Raw genomic sequence first — 23,885 nt, 5'->3', positions numbered from 1 at the left:
CAACCGGTGAACTTTACCGAGATATTCATTCGCAAGCCGGTGCTGGCGGCGGTGGTGAGCCTCTTTATACTGCTGCTCGGCTTGCGCGCGGCGGCCGAACTCAACGTGCGCGAATACCCCGAACTGCAAAACGCTGTCATTACCGTCGCCACCGTCTATATCGGTGCGGATGCGGACCTGGTGCAGGGATTTATCACCACTCCCCTGGAGCAGGAAATAGCCTCCGCGGACGGTATCGATTACATGGTGTCCACCAGTGTCCAGGGGCTCAGCACCATTAGCGTTTATGTCCGCCTGGACTACAACGCCAACGAGGTGCTGACCCAGGTGGTGGCCAAGGTAAACCGGCTGCGCAGCGAACTCCCCGAGGAGTCCGAAGACCCCATTGTGGATATGGCCATCGGGCAGACCGTCGCCGCCATGTATCTGTCTTTTTCCTCCGAAGTGCTCACCAGCAGCCAGATCACCGATTACCTTATCCGAACGGTGCAGCCCAAGCTGTCCACTATTGCCGGGGTGCAGCGCGCCCGCCTGCTCGGCAATCGAACATTTGCTATGCGTATATGGCTGAAGCCGGAAATCATGGCCGCGCTGGAGGTGACACCGGCGGATGTCAGCCGGGCACTGCGTGCCAACAATGTACTCGCCGCAGTGGGCAGAACCAAAGGTGTAATGGTTGCGGTGGAACTGTCTGCGGCCACGGACATCGCCACCGAAGAGGCCTTCCGGCAGCTGGTGGTGCGCGCCGATGGCGACCGGATAGTGCGCTTGGGGGATCTGGCCGAAGTGCAGCTGGGCTCCGAGTCCTACAACAGTTCGGTCACCTTCAATGGCCGCTCCGCCACCTTCATCGCCGTCGAGCTGGCGCCGGACGCCAATGCGCTGGAAGTGATTCGCGCTGTGCGCGAAAAACTGGAGACTGATATTTTTCCCCAATTGCCCCGGGGCATGATCGGCGAGATCCCCTACGACAGCACCGAGTATATCGAGGATTCCATTTACGAGGTGGTCAAAACCATCGCAGAGGCGGTGCTCATTGTCATTCTGGTGATCTACTTGTTTCTGGGTTCTGTGCGCAGTGTCGTTATCCCGGCCGTGGCAGTGCCCCTGTCCCTGGTTGGAGCCCTGTTCCTGATGTTGCTGATGGGCTTTTCCATCAACCTGCTCACCCTGTTGGCCATGGTTCTGGCAATCGGTATCGTGGTGGACGACGCAATTATCGTGCTCGAAAATGTCCACCGGCATATCGAGGAGGGTATGGCGCCCAGGGATGCGGCGATAAAAGGTGCGCGGGAACTCGCCTGGCCAGTAGTGGCCATGACCACCACCTTGATCGCCGTATATCTGCCTATTGGCTTTCTCGGTGGACTCACCGGCACCCTGTTTGTGGAGTTTGCGTTTTCCCTGGCGGGGGCGGTGCTGCTGTCTGGCGTGGTCGCATTGACCCTGTCGCCAATGATGGCGGCGAATATACTGAAACCGCACGATGATGGCGGCACGCGGCTGGAACAGTGGTTGGAACAGTTGTTCGACCGTATGCAGGGCAGCTATCGACGCCGCCTGCACAACATCCTGGATGATCGTATCGTGGTGCTGGTGTTCGGTTTGATTGTTTTGGCCAGCTGTTATTTTTTGTTCCTGGGTTCTCCCCGGGAACTGGAGCCCGACGAGGATAGAGGGTTGGTGTTGACCATCTCCTCCGCGGATGCTTATGCAACGCTGGACTACCTGGAGCTTTTCACTCAGGAGTTCAATGTTATCGCCGATGCCCACCCGGAAGTGGAAAATCTCTTCCTGTTGAACGGCGTAGGTGGCTCCGGCAATGCCAGCAACAGCGCTATCGCCGGTTTCGTGCTCAACTCCTGGAATTTGCGCCACCGGGATACCCACCAGATGCAGGCGATTATCAGTGGGCAGGTGACAGATATTGCCGGGCTTAAAATCGCCGTAGTGGTCCCGCCGAGCCTGCCCACCGCCGGCGGCAATCTCCCGGTTGAATTTGTAATCGGTGCCACCGAGCCGGTGGAAAACCTCGCTGTATTCGCTGACGAAATCATGCAGCGTGCCTATGCCAGCCGAAAATTTATTTTTGTGGATAGCGACCTGAAGCTGGACAAGCCCGAGCAGCGGGTATTGATCGACCGGGACAAGGCCGCCGCCATGGGCATCAACATGGCGGATATCGGCCGCGAACTCGGCTCGGCGCTGTCCGGTGCCTATGTCAACCGATTTTCCCTGGACAACCGCAGTTACAAAGTCATACCCCAGGTGGTGCGGGTCGAACGACTCAGCGCCGAACAGCTCAAGCAATACTATATTCGCACCGGTAGTGGCGACCTGGTACCTATTTCCACCCTGGTTACACTGCAGGAAAGGGTCGAACCGCAGCAGCTCAAACGTTTTCAGCAGCTGAATGCGGTAACCATATCCGGCGTGCCGCGCCCGGGTATTACACTGGATGAGGCACTGGGGGTGCTGGAAACCGCCGCGATGGAAATCCTGCCTCCCGGCTATAGCGTGGATTATTCCGGCCAGTCCCGGCAGTACAAGGCTGAGGGCTCCCAACTGGTAGTGACGTTTTTCTTTGCCCTTATCGTAATTTACCTGGTGCTGGCTGCACAGTTCGAATCCTGGCGCGACCCCCTCATTATGCTGGTGACCGTCCCCATGAGTGTGTGTGGCGCCATGATATTTGTCAGCCTCGGCCTGACGACGCTGAATATCTACACACAGGTGGGTCTGGTAACTTTGATCGGAGTCATCTCTAAGCACGGTATCCTGATTGTGGAATTTGCCAACAAACTGCAGGAGCAGGGATTGGGCAAGCGGGAGGCCATAGAACAGGCCGCCGCTATCCGGTTGCGCCCGGTCCTGATGACAACCGCCTCACTGGTGTTGGCGATGGTGCCCCTGCTGCTGGCGGCCGGCCCCGGCGGCGGGGCCCGTTTCGCCATGGGCCTTGTGATCTCCACCGGCATGACTATTGGTACGTTGTTTACACTATTTGTGGTGCCGGCCATGTATCTCTACTTGGGCAGGGACTATCACGAGGTCCCGCAGTATTAAGTTTCACCTCCTGATCTAACAGGGAACGAAGCACTAGCGATTTTCTGAAAAAGATTTTTCTGGCTTTTCGTAGCCCGGATTTTCGGAGCATGTCCACAAACCTTCCGAGACAAAAGAGTTAAGCAATTACACACTCGATTTGCGATCCGAACATCCCTATCCGGATCAATAGATTGCTGGTAATGCCTTCTTTAGCTCCCTTGCTGTATCTAGTTGTTAGAAGGGATTTTCCTCAACATAAAAATTCTCCGAGAATATGGTGGTTTTATCACAGCCAGGTACCGTGGAAGTTGCGGTCACAGTAATGGTAAACCAGCCGACAGAAGAGGATTTTATGACCACTTGATCTCCGGGGCTGCCACTCATAATTTCACCGTAATTAACTGACCAAAAATAATTAGGCCCTGCTGTGCCTGGTGATAATTCGTAGCGGCCATAAGGATGTTGAGGAGGATAGTATGCGGGGATTAACTCTACAATATCCATCACTGGGGGAGCGACACAATCATTACAATGGGTAGTCTGCCCATTACAGCTCACATAGTTAGCTCCAGTCGAACAACTGTAATTGCTCCCCTCACAACTGATAATAGAGTTGTCCGGGCATTGTAGTTGGACGCTGCAATCGCCATCCAAGATATTAGCCTGGCTAAATTGGGAAAATCCTATAAGGAGGATTGAGGCTGCCAGGTGAGAAAAGCTATTTATAATTTTAAGCATATGCCTTCCTTAAATTGATAAATAATTTAATTAAAAGTTTGAGCTAAAATTAACAATAATTCCTACAGCGATTTCAGCATATTCTATGTAATAGGTTGTGGCAACGTTTTTTGGGGTGCACAATGCTACTTTACGTTGTTTGCTGCCTAATTGATACTTAAATGGCCTTTCGGGGAGAATAAGTAAAAATAATTTGAGTTAATTATAGAAATTTCTTATTGGTGGAGGACAATTAAATTCAATGTATTTTAAGAGAGGTTGATAAAGAACTTCGCGTATTTTCTGGATAAAGTTAAAGAATCGACGGCACACTGTGCCTGTAAATAAGAATAAATTTTCCTAATTTTAGTTTCTCTGGAATTGATAATCTTGGTCGATAGTAAATTTTCTATGGTGATTGTTCGATTAAATTGTTCAGCTTGAGAGAGAATAAATCTAAGAATGGTGTACTTCCCGTATGGTGCGGTCTTGTCAACGATATCCCCTTGTGGATTTGGATCTCATGCCAGTCAGGTTGCTACCCGATTACCTGCTCGAAACAAGCGTAGCTAAACTTCACTCTGACTTCGAACATAGTTGCAGTATTACCAGTATTCGCCTGAAGCTTTTTGGCCCTCGGTACCGCAGGCTGGACGTTATGCCAACTATTGGTGCTGGATTGGCTGTGTCGGGCTGATGGGGACGAACCCCTGAATCAGCCCGTGCTGTTTACGACTTTCTAGCCACGCCTTATTGTTTTGTCCTTTCGGGACAACAAATGGTTAGGCTTCATTGCGGAAGGCCACAATGACCGGCATCCGCGCTGCGCGCCAAGCCGGGAAGAAACCGCTGACGAAGCCGATCAGTAGCGCCAGTACTGCGCCCTGTACAAACAGGTCCGGCGACATCTCGAAACTGAATACTACCTGAGTAAAACTGCCGCCGAGGGTGGATGTGTTGAGCCCGTCGAAGAAGGCAAAGGCAGCCAGGGAGCCGAGCAGACCGCCGGCGGCAGCCAGTACCAGGGCTTCGGCAATGGTGCCGCAGAAGGCGGAGAAGTTGCCGAAGCCGAGGGCGCGCAGGGTGGCGATTTCCTTTGCCCTGCTCGCCACCGAGGTGTACATGGTATTCAGTGCCCCAGCCAGGGCTCCCAGAGCCATGATAGAACTGATTACGCGGCCGAAGATGGCCATGTACTGCAGCTGTTTGCCCTGCTCCGAGAAATACTCCGCTTCAGTTTTTAGCTCGAGGTTCAGCCGCGGTTCCTGGTCGATGGTTTCCTGCAGTGGTGCCAGGTCGCCGGGCTGTTCCAGTCGTGCGCGGATTACCTGGTAACTGCTGCCCCGGTTGTAGTGGCTCTGGATCATCCTGGCGTCCGCCCATAGCTCGCTCTCGAAGATATCACCTCCGGTCGAGAAGACGCCTACTACCGTCCATACATTTTTACCGAAGCGCACTTCCTGGCCGATTGCAAAACCGTCAAATTCCCGCAGCACACCGGCGCCCACGATCATCTCATTGGTGCCCGGTGTGAACATGCGCCCTTCAACCAGTTCCATATTACTGCGCATTGCCATACCGCGCGCGTCCAGGCCGCGCAGCGGTATATTGGCGTCGGTGCCGGAACTCTTTTTGGTGCCGTCAACGATCACATAGAGCTCTGCAGAAATATCCGCTCCCTGGGCATCCTGGACGATACCAGGGGAATCGGCCACCAGATTGACCTGTTCGCGGGTGACCACCGAGTTGATCTCTGCCGCCGCCCCTTCCCGGGTCAGGACCGCAATAGTGTCGGAGCCTGCGCCACTCAGTGTGGCCTCGAAACCTTTGGCCATGGCCAGAAAAGCGAGCAGTATCGCCACCACTACTGCGGAGGCCAGCACCATCGCCAGCGACATCCACAGGCGTTGGGGCAAGCTGCGGATATTCATCACCGTTACGGTGGCAATTTGAGACATTAAAGAGCGCATTCCTTTATCCCCTGTTAAAAGCCGTAACGATATTCAGTCGCAGCGCGTTGACTGCCGGCACCAGACCGGTCAGCAGGCCCAGCAGCAGCATATAGCCAATTGCCTGCAGCACTAAACCCCGATCCATCACCAGATTGGGCAGAAATTGGCCGAGGGTGGCTTTGACCGCTTCGAGCACAAAGTAAGCCACTGCCAGACCGGCGGCCCCGCCCAGCAGAGAGACCAGCAGGGATTCAGACAGCACCATTCCGAATACCCGCTGGCGCGAAAAACCGAGGGTTTTCAACACGGCTATCTCTCCGGTACGCTCGCGGATCGCCAGCGCCATAGTGTTGCCGACGACTACCAGGATGGTGAAAAAGGCCATAAACACTACACCAAATATGATCAGGCCAATGTTGCCCAACTGTTCGATAAAGGCCTTGTTAAAGGCTTTTTCGGTGCTGGTGTCCGTTTCGTAGGGCGAATTGGCAAACATTTCATCAATGGTTTTTGCCACCTGCTCGTTTAGGGACGGATCTTCGGTGGTTAGCGCCAGCCAGCCGAGGTTGTCGCCGCCGAAAGTGGTAGTCTCCTGAAAGTACTTGTAGTGGAAAACCGCCATGCGGGTTTCCGCCTGCTCGTCGCTGGCGGAGAAGATTCCCTCAACGACAAAATCCCAGGTTTGTCCGCCCTCTTTGTGGGAAAAGATATTGGAGGAAATCGGCACCCGATCGCCGAGTTTCCAGCCGAACATGTCCGCGAGTTTCTCCCCTACCAGAATGCCCTGGCGGTTGCGTATCCAGGCTTCGCGTTGCTCTTCTGGTACCAGCTGTTCAGAATAAATACGCAGGTAGGACTCCGGTTCTACCGCCATTATGCTCAGCTGCTGGGCGGGCTCCTGATAGTAGCCGCCGAACCAGTTCAGGTGCGTCACATCCCTGACACCTTCGACCGCCGCGACCTTCTGGAAGTAACTCTCCGGCAGCGACACGGTAAAGTTGATGCGGTTGAATACCACCAGACGGTTGTCCGCGGACATCTCGATGCCGGAATCCAGGGCGCTTTTGAAGGTGGTGACGACACCAAAAATCAGGAAGGCAATAAAGATCGCAAAGCAGGTGAGGAATAGCCGCAGCGGCTTCCTGGTCAGGTTCTTGTAAATTAGGTAGAGATCACTCATGCCACCAATTCCTTTTGCACGAATTTGCCCTTATCCAGATTGAGCGTCTGGTTCGCGTACTTGGCCGCCGCCGGGTCATGGGTAACCATGACAATGGTCTTGCCGTGCTCGCGGTTGAGTAGCTGCAGCATCTCGAGGATTTCTTCGGCAGTGGTGCGGTCCAGGTCGCCGGTGGGTTCGTCGCATAGCAGCAGTTTCGGGTCCGAGACGATTGCGCGAGCTATGGCCACCCGCTGCTGCTGGCCGCCGGACATTTCGCTGGGCATATGCTTAGTGCGGTCGGACAGGCCCACCAGGGCCAGGGCCGTCTCGACATTCTGTTTCCGTTGCGCCTTGGACAGTTTGGTCAGCAATAGGGGCAGCTCCACATTGCGCGCCGCGTTGAGCATTGGCATCAAATTGTAGAACTGGAAAATAAAGCCGATATTGTGCGCGCGCCAGCGAGTCAGGGCGCCCTCGCCCAAGTTGTCCATGCGCGCGCCATCGAACCAGATTTCACCGCCACTGGGTTGGTCCACGCCGCCGAGCATATTCAGCAGTGTGGTTTTGCCGGAGCCGGAAGGACCCATAATGGCGACAAAGTCACCACGGTTGATACTGAGGTTGAGGTTGTTAAAGATGGAGATTTTCTCTTTGCCTTTGACAAAACTCTTGTTCACGCCCGTTAATTGAAACAATACGTCCTGCGACATCACTTAATCCCTCCAGTACTTTTATTGATTGTCTTGCCTGCCAGTAGACTCAATGAAAAGCTGTTTTTTCCGATAACAGGCAGCTCGCCACTAACCCTCTGCTTCCCGCTGTAGAAACGCCACCTTGACACCCATATCCGGAAGGATTCTGGGGTCTGTCCTGTCTATGCCGATACGCACCCGCACAGTGGCCTTGGCCCGGTCAGCCGTGGGAATGATGGCAACCACTGTGGCCGGAATATCCCAGTCCGGGTAGGCGTCCAGGTTGGCATTCACTTTCTGCCCCGGAGAGACCCGGCCTATAAAGGCCTCGTTCACATCCACTTCGATTTCCAGGGAATCCATGTCGACGATGGTGCAGATGCCGGTGCGGGTAAAACCGCCGCCGGCAGAGCTGGGCGCAACGATTTCGCCGGGTTGGGCATTTTTCTGTGTGACCACCCCGGCAAAGGCCGCGCGTATGGTGTGATCCTCCAGCCGCTCCCTCTGTCGCTGTACTTCGATCTCCGCCACTTTGATATCCGCGAGGGCGCTGGAGAGTTCCGCCTGCAGACTCTCGACTCTGGCTTCGCTCTGGGTGAGCTGGGCGCGGCTGGAGTATTGTCTGTCTATCAGGCCCGCAAAGCGTACCCGCTGGCGTTGGGCCTCTTCCAGGTTGGCGACAATGCTCGCCTGGCGCGCCCGCAATACCTGGATCTGGGCCAGGGCAAAGTCCAGGTTCACCTTCGCTTTGGCGTCGTCCAGCTGCGCCAGTACCTGGCCTTCGGTCACGCTCATGCCCTCTTCGACGTCCACGCTGGTAATCAGGCCCATTACTTCGGCGGAAACAGTGGCCATACGCCGCGCGGTGATATAGCCGGAGGCGTTGAGCACTGTTTCGCGTTCAATAACCGGGGCGGGCTGTATTTTGGGGGTAGTGGAATCCTGGGCGACCGCTTTGGCGATTGGTTGAGGCGCCGGCTTTTCATCGTCCAATAGGGTAGTTGCGAAGATGCCCAGTAACAGACCGGCGGCGACACCAGCCGAAGCTGCGATGATAGTGGGCCGGGAGTTGGATTCCGGAGCTGCCTCCCGGTTAATTTTCAATTGGCCGAGAAGCTCGCTGGTATTTCTGCCCATCTGACTCTTACTCTACAAAGGTGTCTCAACACAGCAAATTTCTCTGTGTTTTTCGAAAACTTCTAAAATATTAACCCCGCAATCAAATATTGCCGGGTTAATGGGGCACAAGGATGTGCCACCGCCAGCCGAAGGCTGGCGCGGGCCCTTGAAATACAAGCAACTCCGCGCAGTTGCGCCAGTATTTCAGGGGCGACAATCAAATATTTCAGGACGAACTATTTGATTGTCAGGTTAATAAGTAGGTACCAGCAAGAAGACGGCGCCTAACAGAGATAATCAAGCGCCCAATATCATAAGAAAGCCTGAAGTAGCTTTTGCAGTTCTTTCCCCGGTAACCCATGGTTAAAGGAAGCTCAACCCTTCCCATGGGTCATTGCTGTCATAACATGCATTAAGTCAACTAATCCCGCTTATGTTGAAATTGCCGCCGTCGGGGATGGTATCTGGTCGACGGAAAACTAAGTGCAATATCTACCGCAGTAGAAGTTGTCGCTATAGCTCTAGTAGTTTTAGCGGAGTAGCATAAGGCGGCATAGGTGGAATGTCTACAACACTAATATTATATGCTGATTTAATAATTCCCAGTGCCAATTTAAGATTTAGAAGGAATGCCGCTTTAAATACAGGCCCTGGGATGCGTGGCCGGTATATCAGGATTCCTTCAAAGGTTTTTCTTAAAGTCGCTCTCCTGGCGGGAACCCTTATCGCCCATGCGGACGATGGGCTGCGGGCATTTTCCGTACAGACATTTATTGCGACCTGTAGCAAAAACGACCTTCCTGCTGCTACCACACTGGCTCAAATCGATGGCAGGATCGCTGTTGAGGCGGCGGGCGGCGTTTGCGCACAGGGTCGTCCGGAACCTGTCACTATCGACGGTCGTTGGTACATTGGTTCCAATGCCAAAGCCTTAACTGCAACAATGATTGCGCGTCTGGTTGAACAGGGCATAATGCGGTTTTAGGATACACTCGCGGATTCGTTCCCCAGTTTCGCGGAAGAAATGTCCCCGCAAGCGGAGACATCACGGCCACACAATTGCTTATTCACACGGCAGGCTTGCCGCGGCTGATCGGCTACCGAGTTGACAAAGAGAAGACTATGAAAAACTTTATATTGTTTCTTGTGTTCGCAATTTTTCCATTGAAGGCATTGTCGGTTACGGAAATAAAAGGCAATCCAGATGAGCTTAGAGGTTTTCTCTATCCAAAAGAGGAGGTTGTAACCATATTTGCCGAAGCAGAAAAGAAGGCGTATACAGATAAGGCATTGGTAAGTTTGGTGATAAAGACGAAAGAGAAGGTGCTTTCTGAGGCCATCGCTAAAAATAGCCAGCTTAGGGAAGTGATAACACAAGCATTAACTTCTTCCGGAGTTTCCGCTGAAAATATTAACAGCTCAAAGTTCTCCACCTCTCCGCAATATGGCTGGTTTGGTAAAAAACCGAGTAGTTATGAGGTTGTTAATCGTATCGCTGTCAGTATAACCGATGAATCCCAGTTAAACAGGGTGGCTGAAGTGGCTGATGAGCATATAGAGGCCGAGCTTTCCGACACCTTGTTTGAGCATACAAAGAAGAATGAGTTTGAAATGCAGGTCAAGGAATTGGCGGTTCAGAAAGTAATGGCGCAAAAGAAGTTCTACGAAGAAAGCCTCGGCGTGAAATTGAAGCCTGTAGCTTTTAGAGTATCAAATGTGAAGCAAAGGGCTACGCAAGGGGCACTGATCCTGGAGGAAATTGTTGTGACAGCCAGTCGGATCGATAGTGATGAAAGGGATGCCGCATACAGCGAATCAAGGGAGCCGTCTTTTGATGAGGTGCAATATGAGGCCGGCATATATGTCGACTTTATCATTGATGGCTCTGCAAATTAACCAGTTTGAATGCACCGGTTCGCTGGATCAGTTCAGGCCAAATCTGACACATCTTCTTGAAAAGAAGGGGGTTTTGTGAGGCGAGGGAGTGACACTCAAATCCAGTCAGGCGCGCTGGCGGCTGATTCAATACCAGACACAGGATGGAAATGGCTTCGAATTTCCCGCCAACGCAATGAGTTTGACTCCCGGTGTAGGAGCATTTTTATACTTGCGCCGTTGGGGCGAGGAGAAGCACTTCGACATCTGGCAGAACGACTTCGGAAGCAGTAAGGCATGGAGTAGGGGAAAGACCGGATTGGCGGCTCGGGGATGGCTGGCGATCATGACCTCTCTCTATTGCTGCTGATGTTTGTGCACCAGTATCAGAATCGCTGGCGGATTCGTGATGAACAAGCTTCAGGAAACAGCCCGAGCGCATTGGCCAAAAATACATTCAAGAGGGACGCCGCATTCCATGGTGCGTTTTCCTCTGCCGTGCAGTGCCGAAAGTCAACCGGCAGTTGATTCGATGTTTAAAGAAGTGTTTTGCGCAAAAAACCTCTGGTAGGCTTTATGAGAGGCAGCTACGGCCCATGCTGGTGGGGTTAATAAATTCGTACCTTTCGAAAAAGGGTCCGACATTTGATGCGGGCGCCAAACTAAACGGAATAAAGCACAGATAGACACTCTGAACAGCCAGTCTCATTGTATTGCCTCTCTTGCTAAGGCATCCTTAAATGATAAAAGACAATCCAGAGCCTGCCCGAAATACTCTGTCCGAGCAACCGCGCTGCTACCGATCAAACTCAGGCTGATCTGCCGGTGGGATAGGCGTGGATCAGCTTTTTGTAAGAGCCGCCTTGTTTATTGCAGGGTTTTGCTATACTGGACCGAACAAGTTTCATCGCTGGATTGAGCGTTTCATTGACCACCCGTAAATATGCGCCGAGTATTTTTAGGCCAGTTAATGCAAAATGAAAACAGAGATTTTTTATCTCAAAGTACTGCGGGATAGAGTACCAATTGTCTGTTGGGTAGCCGCAGTAGCGCTGCTCACTTCCGGCTGCGGTTCTGATGCTCAATCCTTTCTCGACCCCAAGGGGCCTATAGCAGAAGCCCAGAAATCGCATTTTATCAGAGTGATCTGGCTGTCGATGCTTGCGGCGGGCCCCGTCTTCCTGCTGGTGCCGTTGATGTTGTGGCGTTATCGCTACAAAAACAAGCGAGCGAGCTATACCCCTAACTGGGAGTTTTCGGCGCGTCTGGACGCAGTGATGTGGGGTATTCCCTTTCTTATTATTTTTTCGTTATCCGTGCAGCTCTGGCACAGTACCAAATCTTTGGACCCCTATCGCCCGATCGATCCGGAGCGGGCGCCGTTAGATATTCAGGTGGTTGGTTTGGATTGGAAATGGCTGTTTATCTATCCTGAATACGGCGTGGCCAGTATCGGAGAGATGGCTTTTCCCGTAGGCACGCCTGTTTCCCTGGTTCTCACCAGCGATACGGTGATGCAATCTTTTCTCATAAGTCCCCTGGCCGGGCAGATCTATACGATGCCGGGTATGCAGACAAAGCTTTATATCAAGGCTGATGCAGTCGGTGTGTTTGAAGGTGAAAATACCCAGTTTAACGGCGACGGTTTTGCCGGCCAAAAATTTAAGGCTATAGCACTGAGCAACCATGATTTTGAATCGTGGATAGAGAACGCGAGATCTGTCGGCGTCAGACTTGATAAAACTACCTATGCACGACTGGCACAGCGTTCAAGCAAGGCGCAGGTTCATCAGGTATTTGCCAATGCACAAATGCCCGAAGGGATAACGTATTTCAATAGGATAAATCGCGGGCTCTACCAAAGTGTTATCGATCGCTACCATACCGGTGAAAATATTCCGATGACCGAGCAGCCTGGAGGTGTGCTGTATCGAGTGCCGGCGCCGCCGGATACAACGCCGCAACTTCATAAATAGGGGGATCTTCGTGAATACAGACGATTCCTGGCACTGGCTGACCGGCCGGATTTCACCGGAATCCTTCCAGCTTTTCAGGGTGATCGAAAACCCCAGTGTCAATGAAATGATTGCCGCCGCCGCCGGCGCTATTTTGATTATTGGGTTAGTGGTAGTGGTAAGTCTGATCACCTACTACCGCTGGTGGAGAACCCTGTGGTTCGAGTGGTTGACAAGCACGGATCACAAGCGCATCGGTATTATGTATATCGTTCTCTCACTGGTGATGCTGACCCGGGGTGTTATCGAAGGCTTTATAATGATTGCCCAGCACGCTCTGGGCCTGGATGGAGGCTTTCTGGCGGGCAACCACTTTGCGCAGCTTTTTACCACTCACGGCACCATCATGATATTTTTTGTCGCGATGCCATTTATTGCCGGTGTGATCAACTATGTGATGCCGCTGCAGATAGGTGCGCGTGACGTGTCATTTCCGGTGTTAAACCAGATCAGCCTGGCATTGACGGCGGCGGGTGCGACGCTGGTGATGATATCGTTGGCGGTGGGCGATTATTCAACCGGTGGCTGGCAGGGCACACCGCCTTACACCGGCAGGGCCTTCAATCCGGGTCCTGGACCGGACTATTGGATATGGTCGGTAGGTATTGCGGGAATCGGCACAACCCTGAGCGGTATCAACTTCGCGGTAACCATTTACAAGGAGCGAGCCCCGGGCATGGGCCTGTTCCGTATGCCGCTGTTCACCTGGACGGTGCTCTGCACGGCTATCATTATGATTTTCGCAATGCCGCCGCTGACCGTCGCCACCGCGACCCTGGCCCTTGACCGGTACCTGGATTTTCATTTTTTCACCAATGACCTCGGCGGCAATATGATGAACTACATCAACCTTTTCTGGTTGTTCGGTCATCCGGAGGTGTATTTGCTGGTACTTCCCGCATATGGCATATACTCGGAAATCGTCGCCACCTTTTCCGGCAAGCGTCTGTACGGCTATGCTTCGCTGGTATATGCAACCATGGTGATCGCTGTATTGAGCTTTGCTGTGTGGCTGCACCATTTTTTTACCATGGGGCAAAGTCCCAACGTCAATATTGCCTTCGGTATTGCATCGATGCTGATTGCGGTACCTACCGGGGTAAAAATCTACGACTGGATTGCCACTATGTTTCGAGGCCGTATCCGTTTTACAGTGCCGGTGATCTACCTTACTGGTTTTTTTATGCTGTTCACTATTGGCGGTGTAACAGGGGTTATGTTGGCCAATCCGACTATATCCTTTCAGGTGCACAATACCTTGTTTCTGGTGGCCCATTTCCACAATGTGATTATTCCCGGTGTTTTGTTTGGCCTCCTGGCGGCACTCAATTATTGGTTCCCTAAAGTATTCGGTTACCGGCTAAACGAAAAATGGGGTCGGGCTGCCGCACTATTGTGGATAGCCGGCTTTGCCTTTACTTTCCTACCCTTGTATGTGGTGGGTTTGATGGGTATGCCCAGACGCTCGGTAACTTACACTGACCCTTTATTTGAGCCTGTATTTATGGTCTCCCTGGTGGGAGGTACACTGATTTTCGCAGCCCTGCTTACTTTGCTGGTGCAGCTTTGGGTAAGTGTGCGTGACAGAGCTCAGACACGGGTACCCTTGGGCGATCCCTGGAATGGGCGCACCCTAGAGTGGTCTACGCCCTCGCCGCCACCCGAGTACAATTTTGCCGTGCTGCCCCGGGTAACTGCCCGGGATGGCTTCGCAGAACTGAAATCCACTGGCCGGGCCTACCTCCACCCGGATCACTATGAAGATATTGCTGTGCCGCGTAATACCCCGATAGGCATGATCTATATGATCGCTCTCACTATTTTGGGTATGGCCCTTACCTGGTATATCTGGTGGCTGGTGGTGTTGTCTGCGGCCGTTTTACCCTTAGTGCTAATAGTGCGTAGTTTCTTTAGTGATCAGGAGAGAGTGATACCGGCCGCGGAGGTGGAACGAGAGCACCGGGACTGGCTGGATGCTATTGGCCGGGTTCAGGGAATAACGCGAGACAGGGAAACCACCTCGGATAACCTCGGGCTAGCTGCCATGGAGCCGGCACCATGATTACCGGGACCTTAAGGCACCCGGGTATCAATCTGGGAGAGCATCACGGTGAGGACCACGAGACCGCCGAAACCAAGGTATTTGGTTTCTGGGTGTTTCTCATGAGCGACCTGATTATCTTTGGCCTGATGTTCGCCACCTACATCACCATGCAAACCCCCTGGTCATATGCCGAAGGACCGACGCCAGTAGATGTGACCAATCTCGGCAGTGTATTTGCCCAAACGATGGTATTACTCATCAGCAGCCTGACCTTCGGATTTGCAGCATTAGCGGTGCGACATAAGCATTCACTGCCGAGGATAAACTTCTGGATGGTGATTACACTGCTACTGGGCCTGGCTTTTTTATATATGGAGCTGCATGACTTCCACGATATGTTGGCCATGGGTGCGGGGCCCGACCGATCTGGCTATCTCTCCAGTTTTTTCGGTTTGGTGCCTTTACACGGCCTGCATGTGGCCGCCGGCTGTGTGTGGATAGTCGTTATGCTGATTCAGCTTCAGGTGTTTGGCACCAATACAGTGGTGAAAGTCAGGCTGCTGCAGTTGAGTTTGTTCTGGCATTTTCTCGATATTGTATGGATCGGGATTTTCTCCATTGTCTATCTGGGAGGCGTTGCCTGATGAACAATCCGCCCAGTTATGAGCGGGAAGTGCGAGGTTACCTCATCGGCTTCGGCAAGGCCCTGGCACTCACCCTGATTCCTTTCGGCCTGGTTGCCTGGCAGAAGCTGCCCGCCTCGGTGGTCCTGGTGGTGATCGGTGTGTGCGCACTGTGGCAGATCGTCGTGCATGGGCGCTACTTTCTGCATATTGACCTGTCGCAACAGAAGCGGGAGGACCTGTTGTTGATACTGTTCTCTGTGTTGCTGCTCGGTATTATGGCGGGAGGCACCATTTTTATAATGGCCAATTTATCCCATCGTATGCATTAGCGATGGGACACTTTAGCTCCGCGAATTAGCCAGTTTCAGTGCATCGCTTAGTTTAATTGTGAGCGGGGCTTTTTATTAACCCGGCAATCAAATATTGCCGGGTTAATGTGGCACAAGGATGTGCCACCGCCAGCCGAAGGCTGACGCCAGGTTAATAACAAAAATGCGACTGCCGTTGAACTCTCAATAACACCTTGGGTTCCGTCCGAAACAATAGTTTTTCCTTATCACATTGCAGGCGCGGTTGATGCGATGCACTTCTTATCATAGTGACTCAGAGGCGCCAGCCTGGGGTGGTGTAAAGGCTATTGTGATCCCGGTCTTTCCTATAGAAAGATACCCTTTAGGATTTTCTGTGTCTAAATATTTCGCGATACTTTTGTTTTGGAGTTTTGTTATTTTCCCGAATGTCGATGGTATCTCGACTTGATCGACTGAATTGAATGTGAACCAAGCCGATTGAATATTCACACCTTGCCATTGACATGCGGGCCTGTCCGCTTAGTATCAGGCGACCCGGTGCGCCAGTGGTTCCTATGGTGTCCCGGGAGTCACTATGATTTCCGGAGCCCCACTTATGTCCAGTTTGCTTATATCCAAGCAGAGTCGATCAAGGAAAGTAATGATTGTCGCCGCTTTTGCGACGTTTTTTTTGCCGTTCGGAACTGCAGTTGCCAAGGAGAATAGTGGTGAGTCGGCGGATCGACGTCTGCAGGCGTTGTACAACGCCGAATACGACTGGCGCAAGCAGCAGAATGCGATGGTCAAGGATGCGGAAGGGGAGTGGCTGCCGGGCAATCGCTTTCCGTCAGTGGACACCGCTTCCCAGGAGGCTCGGCGGCGCTATTGGGAGGCGGCACTGGCGGAGCTGGAGCAAATACCTTTGCAGGAGCTCAGCCACGAAGAGCGTATCAACGCGGCGGTTTTCCGTCAGATAATCGAGTCCCGTTTGGCGGAGGTGCGTTACCGCACCTATGAGGCACCGCTTAATTCCGATTCCCTGTTTTGGACGCACCTCTCCCCCCGCGGCAGTTTGGCCGATGCAGGCCAATATCGCAGCTATATCGCGCGCATGGGAGACCTGCCGCGTTTCTTTTCAGAGCAAATGGAGAATATGCGCGCGGGCCTGGCGCGGGGCTACAGTGTGCCGAGAGTGACTCTGCAGGGGCGCGATAAGTCCTTTGCCCCCTATATGCAGGAGGGCTCCGACAATCCATTCTGGAGCCCCATGGAGTCCATGCCCGATTCAATTCCGGCTGATCTGCAGCGGGAGCTGCAGGCCGAGGCGCGCAAGGCGATCCGCACTTCAGTGATTCCGGCCTATCGTGGGATGCACAGATTTTTCCTGGACGAATATCTGCCCGAGACCCGCACGTCGCTGTCCGCCCAGGATCTGCCCCAGGGCGACGCTTTTTACCGCAGCCAGGTAAAGGCCTACACCACATTGGCGCTGAGCCCGGAAGAGATTCACCAGCGCGGCCTGAAAGAGGTGGCGAGAATCCGTGCAGAAATGGAGGTGGTGAAGGGACAGACGGGATTTGTGGGCGATATGCCGGCGTTTCTGCAGTATTTGCGCACAGACCCGCAGTTCTATGCCAAGACCCCACACGAGTTACTGGCGTTTTCCGCCTATGTGGCCAAGCGGGTTGACGGTGCCCTGGGGGACACACTGGGAATGTTGCCGCGCCGGCGCTTTACCATACTGCCGGTGCCGGATGCGATAGCCCCTTTTTACACTGCGGGGCGCGGTGGCCTGGACAGTTGCCTGATGAATACTTACGACCTGCCGTCGCGGCCGCTGTATACGCTGACGGCGCTGACGCTGCACGAGTGCGCGCCGGGACACGCCCTGCAGGCCGCCATTGCCAGCGAGACGGCGGGCGACATCCCCCAGTTCCGCGCGGACAACTACTTCTCCGGTTACGGTGAGGGCTGGGGGCTTTATACCGAGTGGCTGGGCACCAAGATGGGGGTATACGATACACCCTATGAGGAGTTCGGCCGCCTGACTTACGAGATGTGGCGTGCCTGCCGGCTGGTGGTGGATACCGGTATCCACCTGTACGGCTGGAGTCGCGAGCGGGCCCTGGACTATATGCGCGAACACACGGCCCTGTCGGAGCACGAGATCACCACCGAGGTGGACCGCTATATCTCCTGGCCGGGGCAGGCATTGTCTTACAAGCTTGGCGAGATGCTGATCCGCAGCAAGCGTGCGCAAGCGGAAGAAGCCCTGGGAGCAGAGTTCGATCAGCGCTATTTCCATGACACGATTTTGAAGTTGCGCTCGGTGCCCCTGCCGGTATTGGCGTCCGAGCTGGATGCCTGGATTGAGGGTGGCGGCAAGAACCCCTATGAGACAGGGGAGGGCTGATCGGCGGTGATGCCGCCGCTGACCCGAACAGGGGCGTGCAGGCCGCAAATCATGCGTGTAACGGCTTGAGTTGTCCTGGAAGGTTTGCGGACATGGGTCGCAAACCCGGGCTGGGGAAAGCCAAGGAAGGTTTTTTAGCCAGCTGTCAGCCTATCTTCACCCCTGATGCCATGGCAGCCCTGCGGGAAGCGGCCGCCCTGATCCCGCTATTAACCTGACAGTCAAATATTTCGTCCTGAAATATTTGACTGTCGCCCTTTAAATACTGGCGCAACTGCGCGGAGTTGCTTGTATTTCAAGGGCTCGCGTCAGCCTTCGGCTGGCGGTGGCACATCCTTGTGCCACATTAACCCGGCAATATTTGATTGCCGCGTTAATAATATAATCAGCAGTTGTCGCGAATCGTCCGCCGGGCCTTAGCAATGCGCTCCTGTCGCTCCTCTTCCGGCAGTACCCTCAATTCGCCGTCCGGTCCCACTGCGCGGACCCGGGAGTGGCTGGTTAGTTCCTGCAAATTGTCCTGGGCGCGCCGGCAGCGCTGGGCGCGTATCGCCCGCTCGGCCTGCGAAGTATCCACCTGCTGCCGGGGTTCTGGCTCGGCTTTCACTGCGGGTTGCTTATTGGCCTGGACCGGTTGCTCCGCGGCTTTTTGCGTTGCCAGCAGTGCCTGCTGCTCCGCCTCCCACTGTTTGTAGCGGTCGGATTTGGGTGTTCTGATGACTTCCACCTCTTTATTCTTTGGCGGGGGCTGGGAGCCGAAGTGAACCACGCCGTTTTCGTCCACCCACTTATAGATACCGTCCGCCTGGGCGGTCATGGCCAGGGCGGCAATCAAAGTCACGAGAGCCATGCGCATGAGTTATCCCTTTCCGTGTCTAGTCTTTTTGTTGTGTGCATTGTACCGGGCTGGGAAGGTAATCCCATAACCGCCTTAACAGTTTAACCGTCTAACCCTGGTAGATCCCCGAGGGCTTGCGCCAGTGGTGTGTCCTCTAGCAGGCTGGTGAAAAAGTGTTTTTCAACAGCCTGCCAGGGGGCATCCCCGGGCCTTATTCGTACTACCTTAACCTGCCCAGCCACAATGCTTTCGTGTCCCTTTGGGCCGCGGACGGCGCTTCTCCATACCCTATTGGCAGGTTCATCCTAAAGATTGAACAAAAATCGCCCTTTGGGCTGATATTTGTCATAATTTTCCTTTACAATCCCGGCTTGTCATTGTCACTGCAGGGCCTTTTTGGGGCTTTGGGGTGATAGATATCCTACAAAACGGGAAATTTGAGGGGGCTGCGGTGGAATTACTCTCCGGTGGCGACATGCTGGTTCGCGCGCTGCAGGATGAAGGGGTGGAATTGATTTTCGGCTACCCCGGCGGGGCTGCGCTGCATATCTACGATGCCATCTTCCGCCAGAAGGAGATCAAGCATGTTCTGGTGCGCCACGAGCAGGGAGCTACCCACGCTGCGGACGGCTACGCCCGCTCCACCGGCAAGCCCGGTGTGGTGCTGGTAACCTCGGGCCCCGGGGCCACCAATGCGATTACGGGCATCGCCACCGCCTATATGGATTCAGTTCCCATGGTGGTGATTTCCGGGCAGGTGCCGCGCGACAAAATTGGCGAGGATGCTTTCCAGGAAACCGATATGGTGGGGTGCTCGCGCCCGGTGGTGAAGCACAGCTTTCTGGTCAATACAGCCGAGGAGATTCCCTCGGTGGTGAAAAAGGCATTCTTCATCGCCAACAGCGGCCGGCCGGGGCCGGTTGTGATCGACGTGCCCAAGGATGTGACCAATCCCGCGGAGCGTTTCCCCTACACCTTTCCGGACAAGGTGCGCATGCGCAGCTACTCGCCCGCCGACCGGGGGCACAGCGGCCAGATCCGCAAGGCGGTTGCGTTGCTGCTATCCGCCAAGCGCCCGGTTATCTATGCCGGTGGCGGCGTCATCCAGGGTGACAGCGCAGAACTGCTCACTGAGCTGGTGCGCAAACTCAACTATCCGGTAACCAACACGCTGATGGGGCTGGGGGCCTTTCCCGGCACCGACAAGCGGTTCCTCGGAATGCTGGGTATGCATGGTACCTTCGAGGCGAATACCGCTATGCACCACGCGGACGTAATTCTCGCCGTGGGTGCGCGTTTCGATGACCGGGTCACCAATACGCCGAGCAAGTTTTGTCCGGGGGCGAAGATTATCCATGTCGATGTGGACCCGGCCTCCATTTCCAAGACCATCATTGTCGACATTCCAATTGTCGGCACCGCGCGATCTGTGCTCGCCGAGATGCTGGAGGCGGTGGCGCTGTCGGAAACACAGCCGGACCAGTCGGCCATCGTCGACTGGTGGCGACAGATAGACGACTGGCGCGAGCGCCACGGCATCTATGCGGCACCCCGCTATCGCACCGATGGCGACATGCTCATGCCCCAGGAAGTCATAGCGGCGGTGCACGAGATCACCTGGGGCGATGCGTTTGTCACTACCGATGTGGGGCAGCATCAAATGTTCGCCGCGCAATATTATCTGTTTGACAAACCGCGCCGCTGGGTCAGCTCCGGCGGTCTCGGCACCATGGGTTTCGGCCTGCCGGCGGCCCTGGGGGTGAAGATCGCGCACCCGGATTCCGAGGTGATCTGTGTGACTGGCGAGGGCAGCATACAGATGTGTATTCAGGAGTTGTCCACCGCCACCCAATACCACCTGCCGGTGAAAATCCTGTGCCTCAACAACCAGGCCCTGGGCATGGTCAAGCAGTGGCAGGAGATGCAGTACGAAGGCCGGCTCTCCAACTCTGTCTATGAAGAATCGCTGCCCGATTTTGTCAAACTGGCGGAGGCCTACGGACATCTGGGAGTGAAAATCGAGCGCCGCGAGGAACTGCACGATAAATTGCGGCAGGCTTTTGCCATTGAGGATCGCACTGTATTTATCGATGTCTATGTGGACCCGTCCGAGCATGTATACCCCATGCAGGTGATGCCGAACGGCTCCATGAGAGACATGTGGCTGAGCAAGACAGAGCGAACCTAGGGAAGTAATAGCGATGCGCAGAATAGTTTCAGTTCTGATGGAGAACGAACCCGGGGCGCTGTCCCGTGTGGTTGGGCTTTTTTCCCAGCGCGGTTACAACATCGAGAGTCTCACCGTGGCGCCCACAGAGGATGCCACCCTGTCGCGCCTGACGCTGGTTACTATCGGCAATGACCACAAGATAGAGCAGGTGACCAAAAACCTGAACAAACTGATCGATGTGGTGAAACTGGTGGATCTCACCGAGGGCTCCCACATAGAGCGGGAGCTGTTGCTGGTTAAGGTGCGCGCCGCCGGCGCCCAGCGGGAGGAGATCAAGCGCAGCGTGGACATATTCCGCGGCCAGATTGTCGACGTCACCAGCAGTATTTACACAGTACAGGTGGTTGGCACCGAAGAAAAGCTGGACGCCTTCCTGCAGGCGCTCGGCCAGCACAGCATCATGGAAGTGGTGCGTTCGGGTGTGTCCGGCATTGCCCGCGGCGAAAAAGTTTTAAGTGTTCGATGAGTTGATACGAAACAGGAAAGAGAGTGATGCGAGTTTTTTACGATAAAGATTGTGATCAATCGTTAATTCAATCCAAGACCATAGCCATCATTGGCTATGGCTCCCAGGGCCATGCCCACGCCAACAATCTGAAAGATTCCGGTGTGAAGAATATTATCGTGGGCCTGCGCGAGGGTTCCAGCTCCTGGGCCAAGGCCGAAAAGGCCGGCCTGCGTGTGGCCGAGGTGACCGAGGCGGTGAGGGAGGCGGACCTGGTAATGATACTCACCCCGGACGAGTACCAGGCATCCGTCTACCGGGAGCAGGTGGCTCCCTACCTGAAGGTCGGCGACACATTGGCGTTTGCCCACGGCTTTAACGTGCACTTCGAACTGATCGAGCCGCCCCAGGACGTGGATGTCATCATGATAGCCCCCAAAGGGCCCGGCCATACGGTGCGCTCCACTTACCTGGAAGGGGGCGGTGTGCCCACCCTGATCGCCGTTTACCGGGATGCCTCCGGCAAGGCCAGGGAGCTGGCGCTTTCCTATGCATCCGCCAACGGCGGTGGGCGTTCCGGCATCATAGAAACCAACTTCCGCGAGGAGACCGAAACCGACCTGTTCGGCGAGCAGGCCGTTCTCTGCGGCGGAGTCTCCGCACTGGTGAGCGCCGGTTTCGAAACTCTGGTGGAGGCGGGCTATGCGCCGGAGATGGCTTATTTCGAGTGTCTGCACGAGCTCAAGCTGATCGTCGACCTGATGTACCAGGGTGGCATCGCCGATATGCGCTACTCTATTTCCAATACCGCCGAGTACGGAGACTATGTCACCGGACCGCGAATCGTCACCGATGAAACCAAAGCGGAAATGAAGCGTGTACTGAAAGATATCCAGACCGGCAAGTTCGCCAAGGACTTCATGCTGGAGTCCTTGGCGGGCCAGCCGCGGCTGAAGGCCGAGCGCCGCATAGGGGTCGGGCACCAGATCGAGCAGGTGGGCGCCAAGCTGCGCGCCATGATGCCCTGGATCAAGGCCAACAAAATCATCGACAAGACTGAGGGCAACGGCTGAGCCCTGGAGGGCCGGGTGAGCGGGTCCGATACTGACCCCGACGCTTTTCTGTTCTATGCCGAAGGTCGACATTCGCTGTAAACTCGGCTGCCACGAAGTGTAGACACGGAGATACCATGAGCGACACAGGGGAAGGCGGAAAAGCCCGGGCGGGGTCGTCAACAGAACAGGCGCCCGATGAGATTCGGCTGCCGGTCGATGAGCACATCGAAGAGGAAATGTCGGCAGCCGGTACCCGGGTGCGCGCCCGCGGTATCTATCTGCTGCCCAACCTGATTACCACCGGCGCACTGTTCAGTGGTTTCTACGCAATCATCGCCGGCATGAATGGCAATTTTGAGGCGGCCGCGATCGCCATTTTTGCCGCTATGATACTCGATGGCCTGGACGGCCGCGTCGCCCGGTTGACCGATACCCAGAGTGCCTTCGGGGTTCAGTACGACTCCCTGTCGGACATGGTGTCCTTCGGCCTTGCCCCGGCGCTGGTGGTATTCAGCTGGGGGCTGGGGCCGCTCGGCAAGATCGGCTGGGCCGCCGCCTTCTTGTTCGCGGCCTGTGCGGCCTTGCGACTGGCGCGCTTCAACACCCAGGTTGGCAAGGTCGATAAGGGTGTGTTTATCGGCCTCTCCAGCCCCGCCGCGGCGGCCATCGTCACCAGTATGGTGTGGGCCGGTTACGATGCCGACGTGGGCATCGGTGTGGGTATCGTCGCCGCCGTGACCACCGCTGCCGCCGGCCTGCTGATGGTGTCTAATTTTCGCTATGCGAGCTTCAAGACCCTGGATTTTAAGGGTCGGGTGCCGTTTGTGATGATGCTCGCCGTTATCCTGGTATTCAGCCTTATCACCATCGACCCGCCGAGAGTCTTATTGACGATTGCGGTTGTCTATACCCTGTCCGGCCCGGCCACCTGGCTGTGGCGTATCGCGCAAAAGCGCAAGCGGGGAGCGGCTACCGACGGGTTGGAGTGAAGGAGGAAATTGGCGACACGCAGAGCCTGCCTCTTGCTGTAAGCTGTCGCTGGCGCAGGCCCGATCCCGGGGGTCGGCGAAGGGCCTCTGCCCCCATCGGGGCGTCCCGCCAAAGAAAGTTCATTTCGGCGCGTAAAAGTGCTTGCGCGGTTAAGTCTGAGTGCGTATAGTTCGCGCCCTCGCTGCTTGAGAAGTGGCGACTGACAGCTCCAACTGATTGATTTTGTTGAGAAAATCTTTCAGTAAAAAGGCTGTCAAATAAAGAGGAGGAGTGTAGATGCACATCTCCCGCAGGCATCAGGAGTTTTGTCTTTTGAACCTGTTTTGGTCTCGCAGAGAGGCTGTTGGGTTGTTGAAGAAGTGCGTTTAAGTACT

General features: G+C 54.8%; 19 protein-coding genes. 13 read left to right on the top strand and 6 right to left on the bottom strand.

Annotated elements, in window-relative coordinates:
* The first annotated feature begins 6 nt into the window (after window positions 1–6).
* On the top strand, window positions 7–3,066 hold the full coding sequence (locus tag AB1S50_RS14505) for an efflux RND transporter permease subunit (protein WP_367151591.1): 3,060 nt from the start codon (window positions 7–9) through the stop codon (window positions 3,064–3,066).
* A 216-nt stretch (window positions 3,067–3,282) separates the two neighbouring features.
* Here the strand turns inward: AB1S50_RS14505 and AB1S50_RS14500 are convergent, their stop codons facing one another.
* The 5 genes from AB1S50_RS14500 to AB1S50_RS14480 form a co-directional block, all read right to left on the bottom strand.
* Entirely contained in the window at window positions 3,283–3,786 is a 504-nt protein-coding gene (locus AB1S50_RS14500; RefSeq protein WP_367151590.1) for a hypothetical protein, read from the bottom strand.
* A gap of 761 nt (window positions 3,787–4,547) precedes the next feature.
* On the bottom strand, window positions 4,548–5,723 hold the full coding sequence (locus AB1S50_RS14495; protein ID WP_367151589.1) for an ABC transporter permease: 1,176 nt from the start codon (window positions 5,721–5,723) through the stop codon (window positions 4,548–4,550).
* 16 nt (window positions 5,724–5,739) lie between these two features.
* Window positions 5,740–6,897: an ABC transporter permease gene (locus AB1S50_RS14490; RefSeq protein ID WP_367151588.1), complete on the bottom strand. Its 1,158-nt coding sequence runs from the start codon at window positions 6,895–6,897 to the stop codon at window positions 5,740–5,742.
* Window positions 6,894–7,589 (bottom strand): ABC transporter ATP-binding protein, encoded by a 696-nt coding sequence (locus AB1S50_RS14485; protein WP_367151587.1) that lies wholly within the window; start codon window positions 7,587–7,589, stop codon window positions 6,894–6,896. Before AB1S50_RS14485 ends, AB1S50_RS14490 begins: the two co-directional genes overlap by 4 nt.
* Before the next feature lie 90 nt (window positions 7,590–7,679).
* Entirely contained in the window at window positions 7,680–8,708 is a 1,029-nt protein-coding gene (locus AB1S50_RS14480; RefSeq protein ID WP_367151586.1) for an efflux RND transporter periplasmic adaptor subunit, read from the bottom strand.
* Window positions 8,709–9,252: 544 nt separating this feature from the next.
* On the opposite strand from AB1S50_RS14480, the gene AB1S50_RS14475 reads away from it, so the two are divergent.
* The 8 genes from AB1S50_RS14475 (at window position 9,253) to AB1S50_RS14440 (ending at window position 17,953) form a co-directional block, all read left to right on the top strand.
* The gene (locus AB1S50_RS14475) at window positions 9,253–9,675 is read left to right on the top strand and encodes a serine hydrolase (protein WP_367151585.1); all 423 of its coding nucleotides are present in this window, start codon (window positions 9,253–9,255) and stop codon (window positions 9,673–9,675) included.
* A gap of 137 nt (window positions 9,676–9,812) precedes the next feature.
* On the top strand, window positions 9,813–10,586 hold the full coding sequence (locus AB1S50_RS14470; RefSeq protein WP_367151583.1) for an SIMPL domain-containing protein: 774 nt from the start codon (window positions 9,813–9,815) through the stop codon (window positions 10,584–10,586).
* Window positions 10,587–10,674: 88 nt separating this feature from the next.
* Window positions 10,675–10,935, top strand: a complete 261-nt coding sequence (locus tag AB1S50_RS14465; RefSeq protein WP_367151582.1) for a hypothetical protein — start codon at window positions 10,675–10,677, stop codon at window positions 10,933–10,935.
* 607 nt (window positions 10,936–11,542) lie between these two features.
* Window positions 11,543–12,541 carry a cytochrome ubiquinol oxidase subunit II gene (locus AB1S50_RS14460; protein ID WP_367151581.1) on the top strand — a complete coding sequence of 333 codons (999 nt, stop codon included), beginning with the start codon at window positions 11,543–11,545 and terminating at the stop codon, window positions 12,539–12,541.
* A 10-nt stretch (window positions 12,542–12,551) separates the two neighbouring features.
* On the top strand, window positions 12,552–14,642 hold the full coding sequence (locus AB1S50_RS14455) for a cbb3-type cytochrome c oxidase subunit I (RefSeq protein WP_367151579.1): 2,091 nt from the start codon (window positions 12,552–12,554) through the stop codon (window positions 14,640–14,642).
* Window positions 14,639–15,268, top strand: a complete 630-nt coding sequence (locus tag AB1S50_RS14450) for a cytochrome c oxidase subunit 3 (RefSeq protein WP_367151578.1) — start codon at window positions 14,639–14,641, stop codon at window positions 15,266–15,268. The genes AB1S50_RS14455 and AB1S50_RS14450 overlap by 4 nt, the downstream gene beginning before the upstream one ends.
* Window positions 15,268–15,579 carry a cytochrome o ubiquinol oxidase subunit IV gene (gene cyoD, locus AB1S50_RS14445; protein WP_367151576.1) on the top strand — a complete coding sequence of 104 codons (312 nt, stop codon included), beginning with the start codon at window positions 15,268–15,270 and terminating at the stop codon, window positions 15,577–15,579. The genes AB1S50_RS14450 and cyoD overlap by 1 nt, the downstream gene beginning before the upstream one ends.
* Before the next feature lie 577 nt (window positions 15,580–16,156).
* Window positions 16,157–17,953 carry a DUF885 domain-containing protein gene (locus AB1S50_RS14440; RefSeq protein WP_367151575.1) on the top strand — a complete coding sequence of 599 codons (1,797 nt, stop codon included), beginning with the start codon at window positions 16,157–16,159 and terminating at the stop codon, window positions 17,951–17,953.
* 385 nt (window positions 17,954–18,338) lie between these two features.
* On the opposite strand, the gene AB1S50_RS14435 is transcribed toward AB1S50_RS14440, so the two are convergent.
* A complete protein-coding gene (locus AB1S50_RS14435; protein WP_367151574.1) occupies window positions 18,339–18,803 on the bottom strand; it encodes a DUF4124 domain-containing protein in 465 nt (154 codons plus the stop codon).
* Between the two features lie 439 nt (window positions 18,804–19,242).
* Here AB1S50_RS14435 and AB1S50_RS14430 point away from each other — a divergent pair, with 439 nt between their 5' ends.
* The 4 genes from AB1S50_RS14430 (at window position 19,243) to pssA (ending at window position 23,510) form a co-directional block, all read left to right on the top strand.
* Window positions 19,243–20,979, top strand: a complete 1,737-nt coding sequence (locus tag AB1S50_RS14430) for an acetolactate synthase 3 large subunit (protein ID WP_367151572.1) — start codon at window positions 19,243–19,245, stop codon at window positions 20,977–20,979.
* Window positions 20,980–20,992: 13 nt separating this feature from the next.
* Window positions 20,993–21,487: an acetolactate synthase small subunit gene (ilvN, locus tag AB1S50_RS14425; protein WP_367151571.1), complete on the top strand. Its 495-nt coding sequence runs from the start codon at window positions 20,993–20,995 to the stop codon at window positions 21,485–21,487.
* A 26-nt stretch (window positions 21,488–21,513) separates the two neighbouring features.
* Window positions 21,514–22,539 carry a ketol-acid reductoisomerase gene (gene ilvC, locus AB1S50_RS14420; protein WP_367151602.1) on the top strand — a complete coding sequence of 342 codons (1,026 nt, stop codon included), beginning with the start codon at window positions 21,514–21,516 and terminating at the stop codon, window positions 22,537–22,539.
* 116 nt (window positions 22,540–22,655) lie between these two features.
* Window positions 22,656–23,510 (top strand): CDP-diacylglycerol--serine O-phosphatidyltransferase, encoded by an 855-nt coding sequence (gene pssA / locus AB1S50_RS14415; protein WP_367151570.1) that lies wholly within the window; start codon window positions 22,656–22,658, stop codon window positions 23,508–23,510.
* Window positions 23,511–23,885: the final 375 nt, after the last annotated feature.

Origin of the sequence: Microbulbifer discodermiae (genome assembly GCF_040742695.1) — a bacterium.
In the GTDB taxonomy this organism is placed as follows: Bacteria; Pseudomonadota; Gammaproteobacteria; order Pseudomonadales; family Cellvibrionaceae; genus Microbulbifer.
Note: the sequence above shows the minus strand (reverse complement) of the source record. Positions and strands in the feature narration are given on the sequence as shown.